At 58.2% G+C, this 22,298-nt stretch carries 21 protein-coding genes; 9 read left to right on the forward strand and 12 right to left on the reverse strand.

Translation table 11 applies throughout. From position 1 onward, the window contains the following. Window positions 1-23 precede the first annotated feature (23 nt). A complete protein-coding gene (locus AU11_RS07140; RefSeq protein WP_043317509.1) occupies window positions 24-1,418 on the forward strand; it encodes a sigma-54 dependent transcriptional regulator in 1,395 nt (464 codons plus the stop codon). Window positions 1,419-1,688: 270 nt separating this feature from the next. Here AU11_RS07140 and AU11_RS18275 read toward each other — a convergent pair whose 3' ends face one another. Continuing rightward, window positions 1,689-2,153 (reverse strand): hypothetical protein, encoded by a 465-nt coding sequence (locus tag AU11_RS18275; protein ID WP_156035167.1) that lies wholly within the window; start codon window positions 2,151-2,153, stop codon window positions 1,689-1,691. Window positions 2,154-2,404: 251 nt separating this feature from the next. Here AU11_RS18275 and pcnB point away from each other — a divergent pair, with 251 nt between their 5' ends. The 5 genes from pcnB to AU11_RS07165 all read left to right on the forward strand — a co-directional run bounded on the left by pcnB (window position 2,405) and on the right by AU11_RS07165 (window position 6,919). After that, window positions 2,405-3,898 (forward strand): polynucleotide adenylyltransferase PcnB, encoded by a 1,494-nt coding sequence (pcnB, locus tag AU11_RS07145; protein ID WP_043317511.1) that lies wholly within the window; start codon window positions 2,405-2,407, stop codon window positions 3,896-3,898. A gap of 16 nt (window positions 3,899-3,914) precedes the next feature. Then, window positions 3,915-4,388 carry a 2-amino-4-hydroxy-6-hydroxymethyldihydropteridine diphosphokinase gene (gene folK / locus AU11_RS07150; RefSeq protein WP_231491733.1) on the forward strand — a complete coding sequence of 158 codons (474 nt, stop codon included), beginning with the start codon at window positions 3,915-3,917 and terminating at the stop codon, window positions 4,386-4,388. 108 nt (window positions 4,389-4,496) lie between these two features. Continuing rightward, window positions 4,497-5,147, forward strand: coding sequence for a deoxynucleoside kinase (locus AU11_RS07155; protein ID WP_043318423.1), 651 nt, complete (start codon window positions 4,497-4,499; stop codon window positions 5,145-5,147). A 98-nt stretch (window positions 5,148-5,245) separates the two neighbouring features. Then, a complete protein-coding gene (gene panB, locus AU11_RS07160; RefSeq protein WP_043317515.1) occupies window positions 5,246-6,061 on the forward strand; it encodes a 3-methyl-2-oxobutanoate hydroxymethyltransferase in 816 nt (271 codons plus the stop codon). Between the two features lie 30 nt (window positions 6,062-6,091). Continuing rightward, a complete protein-coding gene (locus tag AU11_RS07165; protein WP_043317517.1) occupies window positions 6,092-6,919 on the forward strand; it encodes a thioesterase family protein in 828 nt (275 codons plus the stop codon). Between the two features lie 68 nt (window positions 6,920-6,987). On the opposite strand, the gene zntB is transcribed toward AU11_RS07165, so the two are convergent. The 9 genes from zntB to fabV all read right to left on the reverse strand — a co-directional run bounded on the left by zntB (window position 6,988) and on the right by fabV (window position 15,924). Further along, complete coding sequence (gene zntB / locus AU11_RS07170) at window positions 6,988-7,956, reverse strand: zinc transporter ZntB (RefSeq protein WP_043317518.1); 969 nt, start codon at window positions 7,954-7,956, stop codon at window positions 6,988-6,990. Between the two features lie 15 nt (window positions 7,957-7,971). Next, window positions 7,972-8,835 (reverse strand): D-hexose-6-phosphate mutarotase, encoded by an 864-nt coding sequence (locus AU11_RS07175; protein ID WP_051687015.1) that lies wholly within the window; start codon window positions 8,833-8,835, stop codon window positions 7,972-7,974. 64 nt (window positions 8,836-8,899) lie between these two features. Beyond that, window positions 8,900-9,733, reverse strand: a complete 834-nt coding sequence (locus AU11_RS07180) for an MBL fold metallo-hydrolase (RefSeq protein WP_081847976.1) — start codon at window positions 9,731-9,733, stop codon at window positions 8,900-8,902. Window positions 9,734-9,751: 18 nt separating this feature from the next. After that, window positions 9,752-10,927 carry an outer membrane protein assembly factor BamC gene (gene bamC / locus AU11_RS07185; protein WP_043317522.1) on the reverse strand — a complete coding sequence of 392 codons (1,176 nt, stop codon included), beginning with the start codon at window positions 10,925-10,927 and terminating at the stop codon, window positions 9,752-9,754. Between the two features lie 89 nt (window positions 10,928-11,016). Beyond that, window positions 11,017-11,892, reverse strand: coding sequence for a 4-hydroxy-tetrahydrodipicolinate synthase (gene dapA / locus AU11_RS07190; RefSeq protein ID WP_043317524.1), 876 nt, complete (start codon window positions 11,890-11,892; stop codon window positions 11,017-11,019). A gap of 137 nt (window positions 11,893-12,029) precedes the next feature. Further along, on the reverse strand, window positions 12,030-13,055 hold the full coding sequence (gene lpxL / locus AU11_RS07195) for an LpxL/LpxP family Kdo(2)-lipid IV(A) lauroyl/palmitoleoyl acyltransferase (RefSeq protein ID WP_231491670.1): 1,026 nt from the start codon (window positions 13,053-13,055) through the stop codon (window positions 12,030-12,032). A gap of 114 nt (window positions 13,056-13,169) precedes the next feature. After that, entirely contained in the window at window positions 13,170-13,400 is a 231-nt protein-coding gene (locus AU11_RS07200; RefSeq protein WP_043317526.1) for a DUF2789 domain-containing protein, read from the reverse strand. A gap of 191 nt (window positions 13,401-13,591) precedes the next feature. After that, the gene (locus AU11_RS07205; protein WP_043317528.1) at window positions 13,592-14,635 is read right to left on the reverse strand and encodes an NADP(H)-dependent aldo-keto reductase; all 1,044 of its coding nucleotides are present in this window, start codon (window positions 14,633-14,635) and stop codon (window positions 13,592-13,594) included. 110 nt (window positions 14,636-14,745) lie between these two features. Then, window positions 14,746-15,924 (reverse strand): enoyl-ACP reductase FabV, encoded by a 1,179-nt coding sequence (gene fabV, locus AU11_RS07210; RefSeq protein ID WP_043317530.1) that lies wholly within the window; start codon window positions 15,922-15,924, stop codon window positions 14,746-14,748. A 519-nt stretch (window positions 15,925-16,443) separates the two neighbouring features. On the opposite strand from fabV, the gene AU11_RS07215 reads away from it, so the two are divergent. Next, the gene (locus AU11_RS07215) at window positions 16,444-16,857 is read left to right on the forward strand and encodes an acyl-CoA thioesterase (protein WP_043317531.1); all 414 of its coding nucleotides are present in this window, start codon (window positions 16,444-16,446) and stop codon (window positions 16,855-16,857) included. Window positions 16,858-16,935: 78 nt separating this feature from the next. Here AU11_RS07215 and AU11_RS07220 read toward each other — a convergent pair whose 3' ends face one another. Together AU11_RS07220 and AU11_RS07225 are read right to left on the reverse strand one after the other, a co-directional pair. Then, window positions 16,936-17,793 (reverse strand): universal stress protein, encoded by an 858-nt coding sequence (locus AU11_RS07220; protein WP_043317533.1) that lies wholly within the window; start codon window positions 17,791-17,793, stop codon window positions 16,936-16,938. Between the two features lie 235 nt (window positions 17,794-18,028). After that, window positions 18,029-19,537: a SulP family inorganic anion transporter gene (locus AU11_RS07225; RefSeq protein ID WP_043317535.1), complete on the reverse strand. Its 1,509-nt coding sequence runs from the start codon at window positions 19,535-19,537 to the stop codon at window positions 18,029-18,031. A 567-nt stretch (window positions 19,538-20,104) separates the two neighbouring features. On the opposite strand from AU11_RS07225, the gene AU11_RS07230 reads away from it, so the two are divergent. Continuing rightward, window positions 20,105-21,385, forward strand: coding sequence for an efflux RND transporter periplasmic adaptor subunit (locus AU11_RS07230; protein ID WP_043317537.1), 1,281 nt, complete (start codon window positions 20,105-20,107; stop codon window positions 21,383-21,385). 195 nt (window positions 21,386-21,580) lie between these two features. After that, window positions 21,581-22,282: an ABC transporter ATP-binding protein gene (locus tag AU11_RS07235; RefSeq protein WP_043317539.1), complete on the forward strand. Its 702-nt coding sequence runs from the start codon at window positions 21,581-21,583 to the stop codon at window positions 22,280-22,282. Window positions 22,283-22,298: the final 16 nt, after the last annotated feature.

Genomic DNA, 22,298 nt, shown 5'->3' on the forward strand with positions numbered 1-22,298 from the left:
CACTTTGTAACCAGGCGTAACACATGAGCCACATTCTGATCGTAGAAGATGAAGCCATTATCCGCACTGCCCTGCGCAAACTGCTGGAGCGGCACCGCTACAAGATCAGTGAAGCTGGCTCGGTCCGCGAGGCCACCACAAAATACCGCCTCGCGGATATGGACCTGATCATTTCAGATCTGCGCCTGCCCGGCGCCCCCGGTACCGACCTGCTCAAACTCGCCGGCGATGTACCGGTGTTGATCATGACCAGCTATGCGAGCCTTCGCTCGGCGGTGGACTCCATGCGTATGGGTGCTGCCGACTATATCGCCAAACCCTTTGATCACGATGAGATGCTCGCCACCGTGCGCCGGGTCATCGGCAAGGCTGAGCAGAATCGTGCCGCCGGTGCCGCTGCCGCAGACAGCAAGGCCGAGGGCCGTGCAATCTCCGGCATGATCGGCGACAGCCCGGTGATGCGCGAGCTCTATGCACGTATTCACAAAGTGGCGCCTACCGATGCCACCGTACTGGTGCATGGCGAAACCGGCACCGGTAAAGAACTGGTGGCGCGCGCGATCCACGAAGAGAGTAAACGCAATGGCAAACCACTGATCTCGGTAAACTGTGCCGCCATCCCGGAAACCCTGATCGAAGCCGAGTTGTTCGGTCACGAGAAGGGGGCCTTTACCGGTGCACAGACTGCCCGCGAGGGGCTGATTGCCGCTGCCGATGGAGGCACCCTGTTCCTGGATGAAATCGGCGAGCTTCCCCTGGAAGCCCAGGCCCGCCTGCTGCGAGTACTGCAGGAAGGCGAGGTTCGCCCCATCGGCGCCATCGAATCGCGCAAAGTGAACGTACGCCTGGTGGCGGCCACTCACCGCAACCTGCGCCAGCTGGCAGCGGAGCACAAGTTCCGGGAGGACCTTTACTACCGCATCAATGTGGTACAGATGACTCTGCCCCCGCTGCGCGAACGCGGTAAAGATGTTCTGACGATCGCGGAAAAGCTGCTGGAGAAGTTCTGCGCCAAGGTCAGTCGCGCCACCCTGAAACTGTCACCGGAAGCGATACAGGCGGTAACGACTTACACCTGGCCCGGTAACGTGCGGGAACTGGAGAACGCGATTCAGCGGGCAGTGATCCTCACCGACGACACCACCGAGATCGACCACCGCACACTGGATATCGACCTGGACCTGGTGCCCATTGATGAAGCAGACCCAGAGCGGCGCCCGCGCAACAGCCTGCGGGAGGACCCGCGTGAAGACCTCTCTCTTGAAGACTACTTTGCCCGTTTCGTTCTCGAGCACCAGGAAACCATGAGTGAGACAGAACTGGCCAAAAAGCTGGGGGTCAGCCGCAAGTGCCTGTGGGAGCGCCGCCAGAAGTTGGGAATACCCCGCAAAAAGGCCAAGCGACTGGCAGAAGCCTGAGATACACCGCTGCACGCAGAAAGCCCGGCAGGAAACTCCCGGGCTTTTTTGTGCCCAAAAAACTCATGATTTTCAATAAGTTAGCGAAACCATAAGCCGCTCCGGAAGCTGTGACAAGACAGTCGCCCAAGAAAAAATTGGTAACAACTGAAAGTGTTACCCCCCGCCGCGAACAAGTAACAACTACCGCACCATGTGTAACGGAATACTGTGTTCCGGCGCCAGATAAAAGTTCCCCAAAAAGTTAAGCAATTGATTTTAAAGGGTTTTTTAAAGTTGGCACGCTATCTGCTTTGTATAGGTCAAACAACAAGAACAGCCAAGAATAAAAATAAATGACTGTTTAAGCCCTAATAACAACTGACAATAAGCGGGCGCCACACAATAAAAATAATAACGGGCAGATCGATAATAAAAGCCAAAGTGATCGATTCCGGAGCAAAACAGGGCCAATAACAATAATAAGGCCCAGGACAACAATAAAAATAAACTAAGAAAGGTTACCTTCGGGTAGCGAACAAAAGCTAATAATAAAAATAAACAATAAGAATAAAGAGAAATAACAAAAACAATAATTTGTAGAAGACAACAAAAATAACGACAAGCACGTGACAAACTGACTGATTGTGCCTGGGAGAGGGTTTGCTGAGAAGCAAATTGATAGCGCAAGGAAGCCGCTGCCTTCATACCGAATAAGAATAATTCCCTTCTTTTCTTCTTTTCATCGATGCACATTGGATGCTGGTCCCCACAGGAGTGGGTCCGGCAGCTGTGCATTGTGCTGCATGTGTTAGAATCCGCCCTCATACCGCATCCGTCGCCCGGTTCCCGATAACCAGCCTGCGGAGCACACCGGTTCCCAATCAGGTATCTTTGACCAATACGCACCCGACGCTACGCGCTCACCGAGCGGGATGCTGAGAGAAGGTACACCGATATAGATACAGCGGCCCCATGCAGAGGGCGCGGACAACACAGATAGACGTATGCTCAATACCCTGATCAGCAGCATCAAGCGCTGGCACAACAAATCCAAAGCCGCCGAAGGCGAAGCCCATGGGGACTCAGGCCAATCCGGTTCCGGTCAGCCCCCTACTTCCTCATCCCGCCCCCCGCGCTCCAGCGGCAAGCCCGCAAATTCTTCCAGCCATTCCCGCACCGTGGTTTCCCGCAGCGACCACTGCCTGTCGCGCCGGGATGTCAGTCGCGCCGCATTGACCGTAATGAAGCGGTTACAGGAAGCGGGTTTCGAGGCCTATATCGTTGGCGGCGGTGTGCGCGATCTGCTGTTGGGCGGTCACCCGAAAGATTTTGACGTAGCCACAGATGCCACACCGGAACAGGCCAAGCAACTGTTTCGCGGGGCGCGTATTGTCGGCCGCCGCTTCCGGATCCTGCACGCTCGCATCGGCCGCGAGGTTATCGAGGTCACGACCTTCCGCGGCCACCACAGCGATGGCGAAGCGCACGAAGCGCAACAGTCAGAGCACGGCATGCTGCTGCGGGACAATGTCTACGGTGATCTGGAAAGTGATGCTGTGCGCAGGGACTTCACCGTCAACGCCCTTTACTACACCACCAACGGTTTCGAGATTCACGATTACACCGGGGGTATCCAGGATATCGAACAACGCCTGATCCGTATGATCGGCGATCCCGAAACCCGCTACAAAGAAGACCCAGTGCGCATGCTCCGTGCGGTACGCTTTGCGGCCAAACTGGATTTCGACATCGAACCCAACACTGCGGCCCCATTGCGAGAGCTGGCACCACTGCTGCGCAACATCGCCCCTGCACGCCTGTTCGATGAGGTATTGAAGCTGTTGATGAGCGGTCACGGTGAGCGCACCTTCGAGCTTCTGCGTGAATACGAGCTGTGGCCCCACCTGTTCCCCGACAACGCGCGCATGCTGGAGCATCCGGAGGCCCTGGCCCTCACCCGCCAGGCGTTGCGCAATACCGACACCCGCATCCGCTCGGATCAGCGTGTTACGCCTGCATTCCTGTATGCGGCGCTTTTATGGCCCGCGGTCAACAGCGAGCAGCAGTTTCTGGAAAGTAAAGGGATTCCGCCGGTACCGGCGCTGGCGCAATCCGCACAGAAAATTACCAGTGCGCAGTTGGCGCACACAGCCATCCCCAAGCGCTTCTCCATGCCCATGCGGGAGATCTGGGACATGCAGTCGCGCCTGCCCCGCCGCGGTGGCGAGCGCGCCTTCCGCCTGATGGAAATGCCGCGTTTCCGCGCCGCTTACGATTTCCTGCTGTTACGGGAAGACAGCGGCGAAATTCCCGCGGGCCTCGGCCAGTGGTGGACAGATTTCCAGCAGGCTGATGAGGAACAGCGCCAGCTGATGGTGCGCGAGGTACCCCGCAACGGTCCCCGTGGAAATAAAAACCGCGGGCGCCGCAGTCGTGGCGGACGCAACCGAAATCGCAGTAAGCGCCCTGGCAGCGGCACGGAACGCCCGGCAGATTGAGCGGAATTCCCAAGTGATTCGCTGTTATATTGGCCTCGGCAGCAACCTGGCCAACCCGCTCGCGCAGTTGCACAGCGCACTGGAGTCTATTGACCGGATTCCAGTGACCCGTGTGGTAGCCAGCTCACCGTTCTACAGCAGTGCGCCGGTCGGCCCCGGCGAACAGCCGGATTACGTCAATGCCGTGGCTGCGCTCGACACGGAGCTGCCCGCAGAATCACTGCTGGATGCGCTTCAGGCCATCGAGAACGATCACGGCCGCGAACGCACCGTGCGCTGGGGAGCACGCACGCTGGACCTGGATATACTGCTGTTTGGCAGCGAAAAACTATCCACAAAGCGACTGACTGTGCCGCACCCGCGTATTCCGGAACGCAATTTTGTACTGGTTCCGCTGGCCGACCTGGCCCCGGACCTGGTCATGCCCGATGGCACACCATTGCAATCACTGCTGCAGCAGTGCCCAGAGAACAGGTTACACCGACTGTAACGCTTATTTGTAACCAGGGAACAATAAGGAGTAATCTCGGTGCCCCCGATTTCCGCCCCAGACGCCCCTGCAGGCGAAGACTACCGAGCAGAAAACCTTTCACACGAACTGGAACTCAATGGCCGCGAACTGCCGCGCTTTATTGCCGTGGAAGGCAACATCGGCGTAGGTAAAACCACGCTGGCCAAAAAGCTCGCTGCCACCTTCAATTACGATACGCTGCTCGAGCTCCCGGAAGACAACCCCTTCCTGGAGCGCTTTTACCGCGACCCGAAAAGCACCGCCCTTCCCACTCAGCTTCACTTCCTGCTGCAGCGCTCGCAACAGATTCAGGCTCTGCGCCAGGACGATATGTTCAAACCGGTGCGGGTAGCGGACTTTTTGATTGAAAAAGATCACCTGTTTGCCGAGGTCACCCTCGACAGCGACGAATTACTGCTCTACCGCCAGGTGTATCAGCACCTCACCCTGGAGGCTCCGAAGCCAGACCTGGTGATCTACCTGCAGGCACCGTTAAACGTACTACAGGAACGTATTCACAAGCGCGGTATCGCAGCCGAGCGCAGCATCAGCAACGATTACCTGGCCACACTAAACGAGGCCTATACCAATTTTTTCCACTACTACGATCAGGCCCCATTGTTGATCGTCAACTGTGCGGAAATCGATATCGTCGATCAGCAAAGTGACTACTTGCAGCTGGTGGAATACCTGTTGAACGTAAAAAGCGGCCGTCACTACTACAATCCCGGGAAATAAACCTCTGACCCGGCGCGCTCGAAGCGCGACGCCCACAAGGCGTTGCAGCCGTTAACCTACAAAGTCAGGGCCGAATGCCCGCAACGCGAGAAAACACCATGCCCTATGGATCCAGCGAGCTGAGTAAACCCGTTACGGTACAGACTCTGCGAAAGATGAAAGCAGACGGCGAGAAATTTATCTGCGTCGCCCTGTATGACGCGCCCATGGCGGCAATGGCCCAGAAAACCGGCGTGGAAACCTTACTCATTGGCGACTCTCTCGGTATGACAGTGCTCGGTTACGACAGCACCATACCTGTCACCATGGAGCAGATGATCTACCACGTGGAAGCGGTGGCGCGAGGCAATAAAAAGTCGCTGATTATGGGCGATCTGCCCTTTATGACTTACGCCACCCCGGAGCAGGCACTCACCAACGCCACCCGGATCATGCAGGCGGGCGCGCACATGGTGAAAATCGAAGGCGGCGCCTGGCTGGCGCCCACAGTAAAAATGCTGACCGAACGCGGAATTCCCGTGTGTGCACACCTGGGGCTCACACCGCAGTCTGTTCACAAGCTGGGAGGCTTCCGCGTGCAAGGACGGGACGACGAACGCGCTGGCGAGATTCTCGATGATGCGGTGCAGCTGGATGAAGCCGGGGCGGACCTGCTGGTACTGGAGTGTGTGCCCTCAGACCTCGGCAAACGGATCACCGAAACCGTCACCATGCCCACCATCGGTATTGGTGCGGGCCCACACACCGATGCCCAGGTCCTGGTAATCAACGACATTCTGGGACTTACCGAAAAGCCGCCGAAATTTTCCAAAAATTTCCTGGTGGAGGCCGGTGATATTCCCGGCGCGCTGCGCAAATATGCCGAAGACGTGAAAAACGGTGTTTTCCCAGACACAGACCACAGCTTCAGCTAACAACAAGATTCCCGATAACAGGTAGGCAGCATGGATTTCGAGACCACTATCCAACATGCGCGCAATAGCGATCAATGGGAGATTCCTCCAGGCTGGAGCCAGGGGCGCGCCACTTTTGGTGGCCTGGTGGCCGCCATGCTGTACCAACCCATCGAAGCAGCCCTGGAAAAAGCCACCGGTGAAGATGCACAAAATACACCGCTGCGCTCCCTGACCCTCTCTTTTGTTGCCCCCGCAGAAGCGGGCCCGTTGAACACCTCGGCGCGCGTTTTGCGCGCCGGTCGCTCAGCGGTGCAGATCGAGGCTCATGGGGCCCAGGGCGACCAGGTAACCACCGCCGCCCTCGCCAGTTTTGGCAAGCCCAGAGAATCTACGATTTCGGTGGGCGCGGGCAAGGCGCCGGACTTTCCGCCGCCTGATGACTGCCAGGCACTACCCTATATCGAGGGACTGGTGCCGGAGTTTACCCAGAAGTTTGATTATCGGCTGGGCGCCGGTGCCCTGCCTTTTACCGGTAGTGATGAAGGGCGTATCGGTGGCTGGATCCGGTTTAAAACAGACGACGAGGAGCCCACAGGCAGGCCCGCCAGTATCAGTCACCTCCTGGCGCTGATCGATGCATGGCCCCCGGCGGCGCTATCGATGCTGAAGACCCTGGCCCCCGCCAGCTCTTTGACCTGGACGGTGGAGTGGATGCCTGTGGCCCACACGATCTCTGCCGGCCCGAGCGACTGGTGGCAATACCTGGCGGAAGTGGAACAGGCAAAAGACGGTTACGCGGTCATTGCGGCACGCCTGTGGGATTCAAATGGGCAACTGATTGCACTCTCCCGCCAGACGGCCACTATTTTCGGGTAAGCAGATATCTTAAACCGTTGTAAGCGGGCGGCTGGTGGTGGCCGCCGGACGCCGCCAGCGCAGTAGGTTTAAAGCCACTTTTTCCAGCGAAATACCACCAGTTGGATAGCCACCGTAACGACCAGTAACGCGCTGAAAATCACAAACGCCTGGGGGTTCTCGGAACCCGGGATCCCTCCGACGTTCACCCCCAACAGGCCGGTTAAAAAGCCAAGCGGCAGGAAGATCGCGGCGATAATCGACAGAACATACATGCGGCTGTTGAGTTGCTCGGAAATACGGCTCATCAGTTCTTCCTGGGTCACCGCTGCGCGCTCGCGCACCGCATCGATGTCTTCGATATGGCGAAGCAGGCGATCGCTCACTTCCCGCAGCTGCAGTCGATCCTGTTCCTCAATCCAGTCCAGTTTCTCCACCATCAGCCGCGCCAGAGCCTCCCGCTGCGGGGACAGATAGCGCCGCAGAGTGATGGTCTGCTTGCGCAGTACAGCGAGATCCAGGCGCAGACTGCCACTGGCGCCGGTCACGACCCGGTCTTCCAGATCGTCGATGGTGTCTTCAAAGGTATCCACGGTGTCGCTCATCCGCCACACCAGCAGATCCGCAAGCTCCACTACCAGTCCAGCGATAGTGCACGGGCCGCGGCCACTTTCGAGCTGCTGGCAAAGGTCGTTAATGGAAAGCAGTTGACGCTTGCGGGTGCTGATGACCCGAGACTCCTCGGCCCACAGGCGAATGGATACCATGTCTTCCGGTTGCGACTCCGGATTGAGATTGACCCCGCGCAGGGCGATCAACAGACCCTCGCCCATGGAGGTGGTGCGCGGGCGGGTTTCCTCGGTGAGCAGTGCTTCGGCCACCAGGGAGTCCAGCCTGGCGCGGCCGCTGATCCAGGCGCGAGCATCAGTATCCGTATAATCCAGGTGCACCCACAGGCGACCTTGTGCCGCGTTCCAGGTCTCGACCTCGGCCCAGCTCAGGCGACGGCCGCGCCCGTTGCCATCGAGTAAATAGGCGTGAATAAGGCCCGTCTGCATGGGATAGCTCCCGCCTTAGCGGCTCAACTGGAGACGCGCGCTGGCGGATTCACCGGCGCCCAGCCGCCAGCTATTGGCAAAGGCGTTGCCGTGCTCGACACATACGAAGCCAGCATAGTCCGCGCCAATATCGCCAATGGTGGCCGCCAGCTCGGCTCCCGGATTCCAGGTGATCACTGTGTGGCAGTTTTCACTGCGGGCCTTGATCGGGTTGGGTGTGATAATGGTCTGTTCTGCCGATGCATGCTCGAACACCCGATCCACCTCGCCGGAAAAAGTCTGCTTCCCTTCAAGTCGGTCGCGGGCGAAGTCCCGGGTTTTATCCAGATACTCTACACCGGACAACCCCTCCACCTGGACCTGATTGACATCGGCAACCGCGAAATAGCTATGCAGCGCCCAGCTAAACTCCACGGTGCGATCAGCGGTATTGGTCAGCTCCAGCTCAAAGGTCAGTGACTGGCCCAGGCCAATGGTCAGCGCGCAGGCAAAGCTGTCCGCAAACAGCGCATCTCCAGTATGCTCGAATGATAATTTCAGCTGCACCTCGCCATCGGCGCGCTCCTCACTAGTGTCCAGGGTCCAAAGGCGCGAGCGCACCAGACCGTGCTTGGGCTTGGATGGGTCACTGCGGTTTTCGCCAAACCAAGGCAGGCACAGGGGCACACCACCACGTACCGCGGATTCTGGAGCAAATGACGCGGAAGGGCTCAGCCACAACAACGGCGCGCGTCCCTGGGCGGTAAATTCCAGTACCTGGGCCCCTTGCAGCGCAATTACTGCGCGGCATTGTCCGGTCTCCACCAATAACAGATCGAGGCCAGGCTTGCCGTACAGGGCGCCACTATCGGTGCGGGTGAGGTAATCGAGTGCGGCCACGGGGAAACTCCTTTTCGCGAGGGGAGGGCAGATCGCCGCCGTCGGAGCGGCTTATGGTGAATGGCTAGTCTAGCGTTTCCAGCAGGGTATTTTCTATCGACGCAGCTGCGGAGGCCGAAGGATGAGTGCCGCGGGCCTCAACCTGAAGCCAGTCGAACCCCTCTTGCTGGCAAGCGTAAATACAGTTTGCCGCTTTGGCGGCGGCTTCTGACAGTGCCGCGCGGGCCAGCTCCAGACTGTTGTTCTTTTCACTGATGTGCGCGACCACAAGGTGCTGCAGCCTCTCACTTCCGACCCGCTGCAGGAATCCGGCAGCCTGCTGATTGCTGAGGTGCCCGTAAGCTCCGCCTACGCGCCGCTTCAGGGAGGGCGGGTAAGGTCCCTGGGCGAGCATCTGGGGATCGTGATTCGCCTCCAATACCAGGGCATCGCAGTCACCGAAGTGAGCCTCCACATGCGGGGTGATGGTACCGAGGTCGGTGAGCAGTCCCAGGCTGCTGCCGCGGCTGCGGAACACAAACTGCGCCGCCTCACGCGCGTCATGGGGAACCGCAACCGGGGTAATCTGGATATCGCCAATCGCAAATGGCTGATGCCCTTCTATGAGCTGGATTGCCGGCAACGAGCCAATATCCCTCGCGCGCAGCGTGCCCGGGGTCAGATAAACCGGCAGCCGGTATTTGCGCGCCAGGGGGCCGACACCGCCCATATGATCGCTGTGTTCATGAGTTACGAGGATTGCGGAGAGGTCCGCGGGAGAGATACCGAGCCGCGCCATGCGCCGCTCGGTTTCCTTGATGGTGAAACCGCAGTCCACCAGCAGACAGTGATCACCACAGGCGACCAGAGTGCCATTGCCCTTACTGCCACTTCCCAGGGAGGCAAATCTGATCGCCATAATCGAGGGTACCCGCCGTCAGATCAGGTTCTGACGGATTGCCATCAGCAGTTCGGAGGCTTTTGCTCGCGGCAGCGGCAGGCCGCGGGTGTCCCGCACGCGCACTTCAATGGCCTCATCTACACCTCGCAGCACAACCAGATACCCGGGAATATCGGCATTCGGTGCACCACCAAGGCCCTGAAGATTGCTGAACAGCGCGGGCTGTACCTTGGCATTCAGGTCGATGTTCGCCAGGACCTGTTGCAGGCTGTAGGCATCCGCCTGTTTTGCCAGCTTGTCCTCGCCCTTACCAGAGCGCCAGCTGGAGAACCAGCCATCTTCTTCATCGGACAACTCGCGGTCCACATCGTAGGTCACATAGAAGATGCCGATATCAGAGTCTTCCTTGTGCAGGCGGTATGCGCCGGTGTTCAGTGCATGGGATACCGTTGCCCAGGCGCGGTTCATGGCGAGGCCAAGGGACACGAACGGCTCTTTGCCCGCCGGCTCCATCACCTGCACTTTCACCTTGCCTCCACCGATGGCCTGGGCCACTAGAGAAGCTGCCGCTCCGCTGGAATCTGCCGCCAGGGCGGAAGACATCTCATCGATCATCCAACCTTCGCGCTCATCACTGCTGGACTGCGCAGGCCATTCGACCGCAACACTGGCCGGTGACTCCATAGGTACCGACAGGTGACGCACGTGAATTTCGGTGGTGTCCGGCTGCACGCCGGACTCTACCTGCAGGCGGTACTTGTCTTTGGTATCCGGGTTTTCCCCGAAGGTCAGCCAGGTGGTTTCCATGGTACCGGCGCCAGCATCCGACATGGCGAGCTGCAGGCCGGTGGTACGCAGGAAGTAATGCAGCTGCGGCCAGACTTCATCTGGTGGCTGATTGACCAGCACCCAGCGGCGGTTGCCCAATTTTTGGATTTTTACCCGGTCGAGCCCCACATTGACCGAAAGCGCCTGCGGGCGGGGTACTACAAATTCGCCCCGATCCACATCGGCGCTGATGTGCGGAACCTCGTAGAGTTCTTCCTGATGTTTGGCGGTAACCCCATCCGGCATCTGCAGCGGAGGCAGACTGTTGGCCAGCTGGTAGTCGTCACCGCGGTCGCGGAAATAGCCGTCGTCACCGAAGATGCCACAGCCGCTGAGGGTAGAAACCACGGTGCACAGCAGGGCTCCGGCAGTCAATTTTGTCATTATTCGTACCTTGTCGAATCAATCGCGATCACGTTAGTCCAGTTACGGCGGTGCACGCCACCTCGGGTGTGCACACCCACGCTCGACTGTCAGAGCACCCCGGCGCTGCGCAGTGCGTCACGCACTACACCGTGATACTCGGAAGACAGACCAGTGAGGGGCAGGCGAATTCCGCCGTCAATACGGCCCATTTCCTTCAATGCCCACTTCACCGGTATCGGGTTGGACTCCACAAACAGCGTTTTGTGCAATATTTCGATGCGCTGGTTGATAGCGCGGGCAGTTTCGGCGTCACCCGCCAAGGCCGCTTCACACATTTGCGCGACGGCCGCAGGGGCCACGTTCGCGGTCACACTGATGTTACCGTGGCCGCCCAATAGCATCAGCTCCACCGCAGTAGCATCGTCACCAGAGTAGACGGCGAAGTCCTCGGGCACCAGATCGATCACTGCACGGGCGCGCTCCAGGTCACCTGTCGCTTCCTTGATACCGACAATATTACTGATGGCGCTCAAACGGGCCACGGTATCCGGCAGCATGTCCACCGCTGTTCGCCCCGGCACATTGTAGAGGATCTGTGGGATGGCAACGGCCTTGGCCACTGCCTTGAAGTGCTGATACAGGCCTTCCTGGGTAGGCTTGTTGTAGTAAGGGGTCACCAGCAGGCAGGCATCCGCGCCGCACTTGGCTGCGGTGGTGGTGAGCTCGATGGCTTCGGTAGTGGAATTGGCGCCGGTACCGGCAATCACCGGAATACGGCCCGCAACCTGATCCACAACGCGGCGGATGACTTCCAGGTGTTCGTGCACATCCAGGGTCGCGGATTCACCGGTAGTACCCACCGCTACCAGGGCGCGGGTGCCCTGCTCGATATGCCACTCCACCAGATCGTGCAGCTTGTCCCAATCCAGGCCACCATCTGCAAACATGGGTGTGGCAAGCGCCACCATACTGCCGGAAATCATTGCAACTCCTTCTCTAACCGGCCGGGGGCCGGCTGATACCACCTAAAAATGAATGCGGTATGTTACTGAGCGTGCCAGTTCGATGCCAGCGCAAAAAAGTCATCCCGCTGCGGAGAAACTCACCGCAACAAAATCGGTTAAATTTTGCGCTTTTTCCGCCTTTTTTTGCGCGGGGGGTAGAAGCTGTCCTCCCCTTCCGGACGGGTTTTGAAGCGGCGGTGCACCCACATGTATTGAGAGGGGTTTTCCCGCATGCGCGCTTCCACAAATTGATTCACCAGGACCGCATCTCTGTACTCGTCGCCAGAGGGTATCTCCTCGAGCGGTGGGTGCACCCGGACCAGATAGATTCCCTTTTCTTCCAGGCGGGTGACGGTGTAGGGCACCACCTTGGCTCGGCCGACCCGGGCAAAACGGGAGGTGCCGGTCACCGTCGCCGTCTGAATACCGAACAGCGGCGCGAACACCCCCTGCTTGATACCGTAATCCTGATCCGGGGCGTACCAGACCGCGCGGCCACGCTGTAGGGCGCGCAACATGCCGCGCACATCTTTGCGCTGCAGCACGTTGGAACTTTCCCCGTGGCGCTCACGCCCCTTGCGTTGCATGTAATCGTACACCGGGTTTTTGTGCGGCCTGTACATGCCATCCACCGGGTGGCTCATGCTCATAAAAGCGGCACCAATCTCTAGGGTAGTAAAGTGCATGGCCATCAAAACCACACCTTGCCCCTGCTCGTGCGGCTGCTGCAGATGCTCGAGTCCCTCGATCGTGAAGCGGCGACGCAGCCAGCGACTGGATCGAAACCAGGCCATGCCGGTTTCCATCAGCGCGATACCGTTGGAGGCAAAATTACGACGCAGCAGCTGCTCGCGTTTCATCGGGGAAAGTTCAGGAAAGCACAGGGCGAGGTTGCGCTCGGCGATCAGGCGGCGGCTATTGGCAAAGCGCAGCATCAGGCGACCAATCAGCCGCCCCAGCGATATCTGCCAGCGATATGGCAGCTGGGCCACCAGATACCAGGTCCCGAAGAGGAACCAGGTCAGCCAGTAACGGGGGTGCAGCAAAGCGGCGCGAAAGTGGGGTTTTTCCATAAAATGCGGATAACTGCGATCGGGAACAGGAATTCCGGCCATCACTACGGCCGAAACAAAGCGGCGCATTATAGCGCCGCAGCCCCATCGCCGGATATAGCCGGCACCGGGCAACGCCCAGGCCATCACAAATTAGCCCCGCAAGTCTATCCAGACAACCGTGCTTTGCTGCCTGGTAAGTGTTCAATGCCGAAGCAAGACGTCCAGTTCGTCCACGATTTCACACCAATCAGAGTCTTCAAGGATCGCCTCCCGCAGAAACTTGCGCTGGCTGTCACTCCAGAAGGTCGCCCCGGCCAGTTTTTCTTCCCCCGCCAAGTGATGGCGACTCAAGAAATCCTCGATGGCATCGTTATCAGAACCAAGCCCTAACTGGGCAAAGAGATCATTCAGCGTGTGATGTCCGGTTTCCATAACCTTTCCCCTTGGTGTGAGTTGCCGTTGTTGAGCAGCCCGCAGGATCAGCGCATGGCAGCGCCAGATCAGCCGACAGATGTTATCCAGTATAGATAACCATGCGCCAAACCGACCTGGCTTCACGGTCAGCTACCGCACCCCCTGGCTGCCGTCTCACTAACAGTGGGTGCCGGCGCAAGCCGTCAATTTCAAGGGGCGGGGTTAGGGTTACGGGTGTGTATTTCGTCAATGGCCGCCAGCAGTTCATCGCTCAGGGTCAATTCGGCGCTGGCAATATTGGACTTCAACTGCGCCATGGTTGTCGCGCCAATGATGTTACTGGTGACAAAAGGTTGCTGGTTTACGAACGCCAGAGCCATTTGCGCAGCATCCAGACCAAACTCCCTGGCCAAGGCGGCGTAGGCCTCCGTTGCGGCAACCGCCCGTTCGCCGGTATAGCGCTGGAAGCGCTCGAACAGGGTCAGGCGAGCCCCTTCCGGTCGGGCGCCATTAAGGTACTTTCCGCTCAGGGTACCAAACGCAAGCGGAGAATATGCCAGCAGCCCGCACTGCTCTCGAATCGCCATTTCCGCCAGACCTACTTCAAAGGTACGGTTCAGCAGACTGTAAGGATTCTGGATCGACGCTACCCGCGGCCGGTTGCCATGGGCGGCCAGACGCAGGTAACGGTGCACGCCCCAGGGAGTCTCGTTGGACAGGCCAATATGGCGAACCTTACCCGCCTTGACCAACTCTTCGAGGGCGGCGAGGGTTTCGCTGATGTCCACACCATCATCATCGCCGTGTTGATAGCCGAGCCTGCCAAAGAAGTTGGCCTGGCGCTCTGGCCAGTGCACCTGATAGAGATCGATACAGTCAGTCCTGAGGCGCACCAGGGAATCATCACAGGCCTTGAGTATCTGATCACGATCCAATCGCGGGCCGCCGCGAACATGGCCGACACCGGAGTTTGCTGCACTTCGCCCGGTCACTTTGGTTGCCAACACCACATCGTTACGGCGGCCGGTTTTATGCAGCCAATTACCGATTATTTCCTCGGTACGGCCGTAAGTTTCCGGCTTGGGCGGCACCGGGTACATCTCCGCACAGTCGATAAAATTTACGCCGTTTGCAGTGGCATAGTCCAATTGCTCGAACGCTTCAGTCTCACTGTTCTGTTCGCCAAATGTCATGGTGCCGAGGCAAATCTTGCTGACCTGGAGATCCGTCTTGCCCAGTGTGCGAGTTTCCATTTTCTTCTCCTGAAATCTTGTGGCCGCATTATGCCGATTTGGCTCGCCCGTTCGCAAAAACAAAAACGCCGGGCAATTGCCCGGCGTTTTCATCGGATGGGAAAAACGGCTTATTTGAAGTCCGCTTCCACCAGCGGGCTGGTGTCGGCTTCGTAATCGACACCTTTTACACCAAACCCAAACAGTTTGAGGAAATCGTCTGCATAACCTTTGTAGTCGGTCAGCTCAAACAGGTTTTCCTCGGTCACCTCCGGCCAGAGTTTCTCTATCTTGGCCTGGGTTTCCGGGCGTAGTTCCTTTTCGTCCATACGGAAGCGGTTGGTATCGTCGAGGCGCGGGCTGTCGGTGTACAGGCCTTCGGTGTACAGACGGTACAGCTGCTCGATACAACCTTCGTGGGTGCCCTCTTCCTTCATCACTTTGTAGACGAGGGAAATGTACAGGGGCATTACCGGAATGGCGGAGCTGGACTGGGTAACCAGGGCTTTCAGAACCGCAACGTTGGCACTGGCATTGCCACTGTCACTGATGGCTTTGGCGGCGCGGTCCAGATCTTCTTTGGCTTTGCCGATAGTGGCGTGGCCGTAGATCGGCCAGGTGAGTTTTTCGCCGATATAGGTGTAGGCGACGGTTTTGCAGCCGTCTGCCAGTACGCCCGCATCGCCGAGGGCTTTCATCCACAGTTCCCAGTCTTCACCACCCATGACTTTGACCGTGGCTGCGATTTCTTCTTCGCTCGCCGGGTCAACACTGATGTCGGAGATTTCCAGCTTGTCGGTGTTGAGGTTTTTGGCGGTGTAGGACTTGCCGATGGGCTTCAATACGGAGTTGTACAGTTCACCGGTTTCCGGGTCGGTACGGCGCGGAGAGGCGAGACTGTAGATGACCAGGTCAATCTTGCCGAGATCCTGTTTGATCAGGTCGATGGCCTGGGCTTTGATTTCGTTGGAGAAGGCGTCGCCGTTGATGCTTTTGGCATACAGGCCGGCTTTGTGGGCTTCTTCCTCGAAGGCAGCAGAGTTGTAGTAACCGGCAGAAGCGGTACGTTTTTCTGTGGGCGGTTTTTCGAAGAATACACCGAGGGTGCTGGCGCCACAGCCGAAGGCGGCGGTAATGCGGGAGGCGAGGCCATAGCCGGTGGAGGCGCCGACAACGAGAACGTTTTTGGGGCCGTCTTCGATGGCGGGCTGGGATTTGATGTATTCGATCTGTTCGCGCACGTTGGCGGCGCAGCCCTGCGGATGGGCGTTGGTGCAGATGAATCCGCGAACTTTCGGCTGGATGATCATGCCGGGCTCTCCGTTGGTGATTCTTCGGTCTTTTCAGTCAAAAGTGGCCGACTGAGCAGCCATAAAGCGGGACATTCTAATGGCCTTTAGGGGTAACTCCCATAGTGACAGGTCACGGTTGGGGAGATTAGTGGCCAGAATTTCGGGGGTGGCGGCCAGTTTAGCCAATGATCGATTTTTGACTTGCCCTTTCCTGGTGCGCAACGCTTAATTATTAAGCATAAATGACTACTTCAGATCCAGCGGTCTCGCGCTTTACCTCCTGTGGCGGCAAGGCACCGGGTATAAGGTTTCAGAACCGCTGTGAATACGTCCCTGTACGCTGCGTCGGCAACATCCCTGTTGCCGACGCTTCTGAAACCTTATACCCGGCGCCTTTCCTTACCTTCGAATTTCTGTACCCCCGTTCGTTAGATCGCGCAAACCCTTGGCACACTTAATGCACTTCATATTGTGGGACCGCCATGGAAAGCGGTAAGCATATTCCCAATCAAGGGGTAACCAGCGAGGTAAACACTCATGAAGTACTACTCACGTCATTTTGTAAAACCCGGCGACCTGAACCCAGCCCAACGTCTGTTCGGCGGCCAGGCTCTGGCGTGGATAGATGAGGAGGCCGCCATTTTCGCGGGGTGCCAGATGGGCACGGCAAATATTGTGACCAAGCTGATGTCAGAGATTGATTTCGTCAGCTCGGCGGTTTGCGGGGATATTGTGGAATTCGGTTTTGAGGTTACGGATATCGGCCGCACGTCGCTGACGGTGCATTGCGAGATGCGCAATAAGCAGACGCGGGAGTTGATCGTCAGGGTTGAGCGGATTGTGTTTGTAGCGCTGGATGCGGAGGGCAAGCCGACGCCTCATAAAAAGGCCGGGATGACGGTAGCCGAGGCAGCCAATTCAACCGCGGAGGCCAGCAAGCTCGCGGGCTAGCTCTGGAACTCAAGCAAAATAAAAAAAGCCTGTGGCAGCCCCCTGCCACAGGCTTTTGAATTTAAGTGGCATCAGAAATTAGCGCAGCAACAATAACGGCTGGTTGGTTTCCAGTAGCATTTTTGCGGTAACACTACCCAGCAGAAGATCGCGCAACTTGCTGTGGCTGAAGGCCCCCATCACAGTCAGATCGATATTGTGTTCCTGCTGGTAGGCGATCAATGATTCCACCGTGCGGCCCTCGAGACTGGCGCTAACTACATAAACGCCACCATTACTCAACGCTTCCGCCCCCTCGGTCAACACCGAATCGCCACCGTCGCCCACATACACAAGATGACAGTCCACGCCTTTAAACACAGGGCTCGTTGCCACCATATCCAGTGCCTTGCGGGCAGACTCGCTGCCATCGTAAGCGAGCATGATGGAGTGCGGCACCTTGAACTCACGATTCACCACCAGAATCGGCTTGTGCAGCGAGCGCACAATCGACTCCAGCTGCGCACCCAACCCCTTGTTCGACTCCCCGTGCTCCTCACCGCGAATCCCGAGCACCAGCACGCGGATATGATCTTCCAGCTCCACCAGCGATTCGATCAGAGACCCGTGGCGCTGACAGGTAACCACCCGCTCAGCCCCCGCCTTCACCGCCCGCTCCCGCGCGCTCTCCAGCATCTGCCGGCCCTGCTCCAGCAACAGTTTTGAACGCTGCTGTTCCAGATTGGTCAGCTCTTCCAGCAGCTCTTCCTGGCTACCCAGGCCGATACTGCCGGACAGGTCTGCGACGGCTGGCGTGGTTACACGCTCAATATTGTGAAGAAGTTTGATGGGAGCTGATGCGCGGCTGGCGATCCAGGCGGCGTAGTCGCAGACGGCACCGCTGTAGCGGGAGCCATCGATGCAGGTAAGTACGAGGGGGTCTTTCTGATCGGCCATTTATTATTTTCTCTCTATCGCTATCCAACTGAATAAACCACGTAATACAGGCTACTTACGAAGTATAGAGATAGGGGAGAAGCCGAAATGCTGGGTGGAAGTTTTTGAAACCGTCGGCGACATGGACGTCGCCGCCGGAGCATACAGGGATGTACTTGTGCGATTTCAAAAACTTCCACCCAGTGTTTCGGCACCACCGGGGCCCAAACAGAGCTCCCGATGTGAAGCTCCGGGCCTAGTGTCCCCCCAATACCTTCTCAATTTCTTCCGGCTTGTCGTGAACACCGAAGCGGTCAACGATGGTAGAGCTGGCTTCGTTCAGGCCAATCAGCTCGACCTCGGCGCCCTCACGGCGGAACTTCACTACCGCCTTGTCGAGGGAATATACCGCCGACACATCCCAGAAGTGCGCCCGGCTCAGGTCAATCACCACCTTGTCCAGCGCCTCTTTAAAATCAAAGGCCGCCACAAACTTGTCCGCCGAATTGAAGAACACTTGCCCCACCACAGTGTAGGTACGGCAATTCTTCTCCTCATCCAACTCTGAGCTCACATACATAAAGTGGCTCACCTTATTGGCGAAGAACAGCGACGCCAGCAGCACACCCACAAACACGCCAAACGCCAGATTATGGGTAAACACTACCACAATCACCGTGGACAGCATCACCAGATTGGTGGACAACGGCAACTTGTTCAGATTGCGGATCGAGCTCCAGTCAAAGGTACCGATGGACACCATGATCATCACCGCCACCAGCGCCGCCATCGGGATCACCGCCACCCAATCGCTCAGGAACACCACCAGGGTCAACAGCCCCACACCAGCGATGAGGGTAGACAGGCGGCCACGGCCACCAGACTTCACATTGATCACGGACTGTCCAATCATCGCACAGCCCGCCATACCGCCGAGCATACCCGCACCGATGTTGGCGATGCCCTGGCCCTTACACTCGCGGTTCTTGTCGCTGTTGGTATCGGTCAGATCGTCCACGATGGTGGCGGTCATCAGAGATTCCAGCAGGCCCACCACGGCGAGGCCGGCGGAGTACGGGAAAATGATCTTCAGAGTCTCGAAGTTCAGCGGAACGTCCGGCCACAGGAACACCGGCAGAGTGTCCGGCAGATCACCCATATCCCCCACGGTGCGGATATCCATGCCCAGGGTTACCGCGACCGCGGTCAGTACCAGGATGCACACTAGCGGTGACGGCAGGATCTTGCCGATCACCGGCACATAGGGGAACAGGTAGATGATGCCGAGGCCGGCGGCGGTCATGGCGTACACGTGCCAGGTGACATCGGTGAGCTCTGGCAGCTGGGCCATAAAGATCAGGATCGCCAGCGCATTCACAAACCCCGTGACCACAGCCCTCGAGACAAAACTCATCAGGCTGCCGAGCTTGAGGTAGCCGGCGATGATCTGCAGCACCCCAGTTAATAGTGTCGCCGCAAGCAGGTACTGGAGGCCGTGCTCTTTGACCAGCGTGACCATGAGCAGGGCCATGGCGCCGGTGGCTGCGGAGATCATGCCGGGGCGGCCACCGACGAAGGCGATGACGACGGCGATACAGAAGGAGGCGTAGAGGCCTACCCGGGGGTCGACACCGGCGATGATGGAGAAGGCGATGGCCTCGGGGATGAGGGCCAGGGCGACGACGAGGCCGGCGAGCACGTCGCGGCGGATGTTGCCGAACCAGTCGTTTCTGGTTGACGACAACAGGGTGTTGGAGAACTGCATAATCAGGGGAGCCTGTCTGGGATGCTGACTTGAGGGTCTTATTCGAGCCCGGCTTTTTGAGCCATAAATTCGGGCGCGGATTCTAGCATCTTGGGGGATCTGGCTAAAGAACAGGCAAGTGGTTTGAGGCACGGATATGGCTCAGCGGCGGCGACGCTACCGGGTGTAGTTTGGTGAGACACGAGCTAGGCGCCCCCCCTTAACTCATCCATGGGGGCTCTTCCGCGAGGTCCCTCTCGCGGAAGGTCTTGCATAGCTGTACCCGGCATCGCCGCCTTAACATCAGCCTCGGTCACAACTTCCCCAGGTCTCGTGTCGCGCTTTCCCACTCCTGTCCGCCCCCACGGACACAGCCTGTCCGGACACTTTTTGCGGACACCTCATCCGTCATCCAAAAGCTTTCTGAAAATTTATTTCCCTTATATATCAAACACTTAAACGCAAAACCCGCCTTGGCACGGCAATTGCGATAAGGCCGCAGCATCCAGAAATTCCGCTTTGCATCCGGACGCAGGAAGACGCGCATCAAAGTGGCTGAAGAACAGATTCTAAGAACTTGGGAACAACATGATCAGAGATACCTCCGGGCAGGACGTCCAACTCACTCCACAGAGCCCGTGGAAGAACCCGCGCCTGTTGAAGCGCGCCGGTCTCGGCATCGGCGCGGCCGCTTTTGTGGTTTGGGGGCTGATGAGCTGGCAGAGCACGAATGCGGTGGATGCGAGCGTGTCGCTGTCGCGGATCAATATCGCGGCGGTGGAGCGAGGGGATCTGGTGCGGGATCTGGTGGTTCAGGGGAAGGTGGTTGCGGCCAATAGCCCTACCCTGTTCAGCCCGGCGCAGGGGATTGTGAAGTTTGCGGTGAAGGCCGGTGATGCGGTTGCAAAGGGGCAGCTGCTGGCAGAAGTCGACAGTCCGCAGTTGCAGAACCAGCTGGCCCAGGAAAGCGCCCTGTATAACAAGCTGAGTGTGGAACTTGCACGGCAGAAGATCCAGGCCAAACGCCAGCGTCTGGAGAATACCCAGAAGGCGGATCTCGCCAGGGTGGACCTGACCGCGGCACAGCGGGAGCTGAAGCGTGCGGAAATTTCCATGGAGAAACAGATCATCTCCCAGCTGGACTTTGAGAAGGCCAGCGACGATCTGGCCCGGGCGGAGTTGGAGTACAAGCAGGCGGTACAGAATTCCCAACTGGAAAACGAAGCCCTTGCCTTCGAGACCCAGACCCTGCAACTGCAGGTGGACCAGCAGCAGCTTCAGGTAGAGGAACTGCAGCGCAAGGTCAATGAACTGCAAATCGTCTCTCCGGTCGACGGCACCATCGGCAGCCTGACGGCCACCCAGCGCTCCGCTGTCGCCGCCAATGCGCCATTGCTCACCGTGGTGGACCTCACCAGCTTCGAGCTGGAAGCCGCGGTCCCGGAAAACTACGCCGACGATCTGGGCCTCGCCATGGCTGTGGAAATCAATATCGGTGGTAAAAAGCTGCCCGGCGAAATCACCGCGATCGCCCCGGAAGTTATCAACAACCAGGTCACCGCCCGCGTGCGCTTCACCAACGGCCAGCCTGAAAACCTCCGCCAGAACCTACGCCTAACCGCCCGCGTGCTGCTGGAAAATCGCAACGACGTCATGCTGGTCAAGCGAGGCGCCTTTCTCGATCAGACCGGCGGCCGCTTCGCGTGGAAACTGAACGATCAGCAGCAGGCAGTAAAGGTGCCCATCACCATTGGCGCGCTGGGACTGAACCAGGTTGAGATTGTTTCCGGCCTGGAGGAAGGGGACCAGATCATTACTTCCTCTGCGGAGGAGCTGGATAAGGCGCAGCTGGTTGCGCTTAAAGATTAACGGCTTGCACTGAACTCAGATGTGCAGGCGCTGCTACCGATTGTTGTTCGCGAGACCTTCTGCGAGAGGGACCTCGCAGAAGAGCCCCCATGGATGGGTTCACGGCGTGTCTCGCGAACAACAATCGGTAGCAGCGCCGCCACGAAATTTTAAAGACATAACAAACTAAAAACTGCGAAGACAAGGAAATCCACCATGCTCAAAATGCACAATATCCGCAAAAGCTATCGCACCGATACCATTGAAACGCACGCACTGCGTGACTTCAGCCTCGAAGTCAATGAAGGGGAATTTGTCTCCGTTACCGGCCCCAGCGGTTCCGGTAAAACCACCTTCCTCAATATCGCCGGCCTGCTCGAAACCCCGACCGGCGGCCAGTACCTGCTCGATGGACAGGAAGTCGGCAACCTGTCTGACCGCGACCGCTCGCGACTGCGCAATGAAAAAATCGGCTTTATTTTTCAGGGCTTCAACCTGATTCCCGACCTCAACCTGTTCGATAACATCGACGTTCCCCTGCGCTATCGCGGCTTCAACGCCAAAGAGCGCCGTCGCCGTATCGAAAAATCCCTCGAACAGGTCGGTCTCTCCGCCCGAGCCAAACACCTGCCTGCGCAACTATCCGGCGGTCAGCAACAGCGCGTCGCCATCGCCCGTGCCCTCGCCGGCGAGCCCCGCTTCCTGCTCGCGGACGAACCCACAGGCAACCTCGACTCCTTAATGGCACGTCAAGTCATGGAACTGCTGGAATTTATCAACGAATGGGGCACCACCATCGTCATGGTCACCCACGACCCGGATCTCGCGCGCCGTGCGCAACGCAACATCCAGATCGTGGACGGTCAGGTCTCCGACCTGCGCCAGAGTATCGCGCAGCCAGAAATCGCCAGTGCATAAGCTGAAATCGCACCGC

The organism is Microbulbifer sp. HZ11 (assembly GCF_000708675.1).
Lineage (GTDB): Bacteria > Pseudomonadota > Gammaproteobacteria > Pseudomonadales > Cellvibrionaceae > Microbulbifer.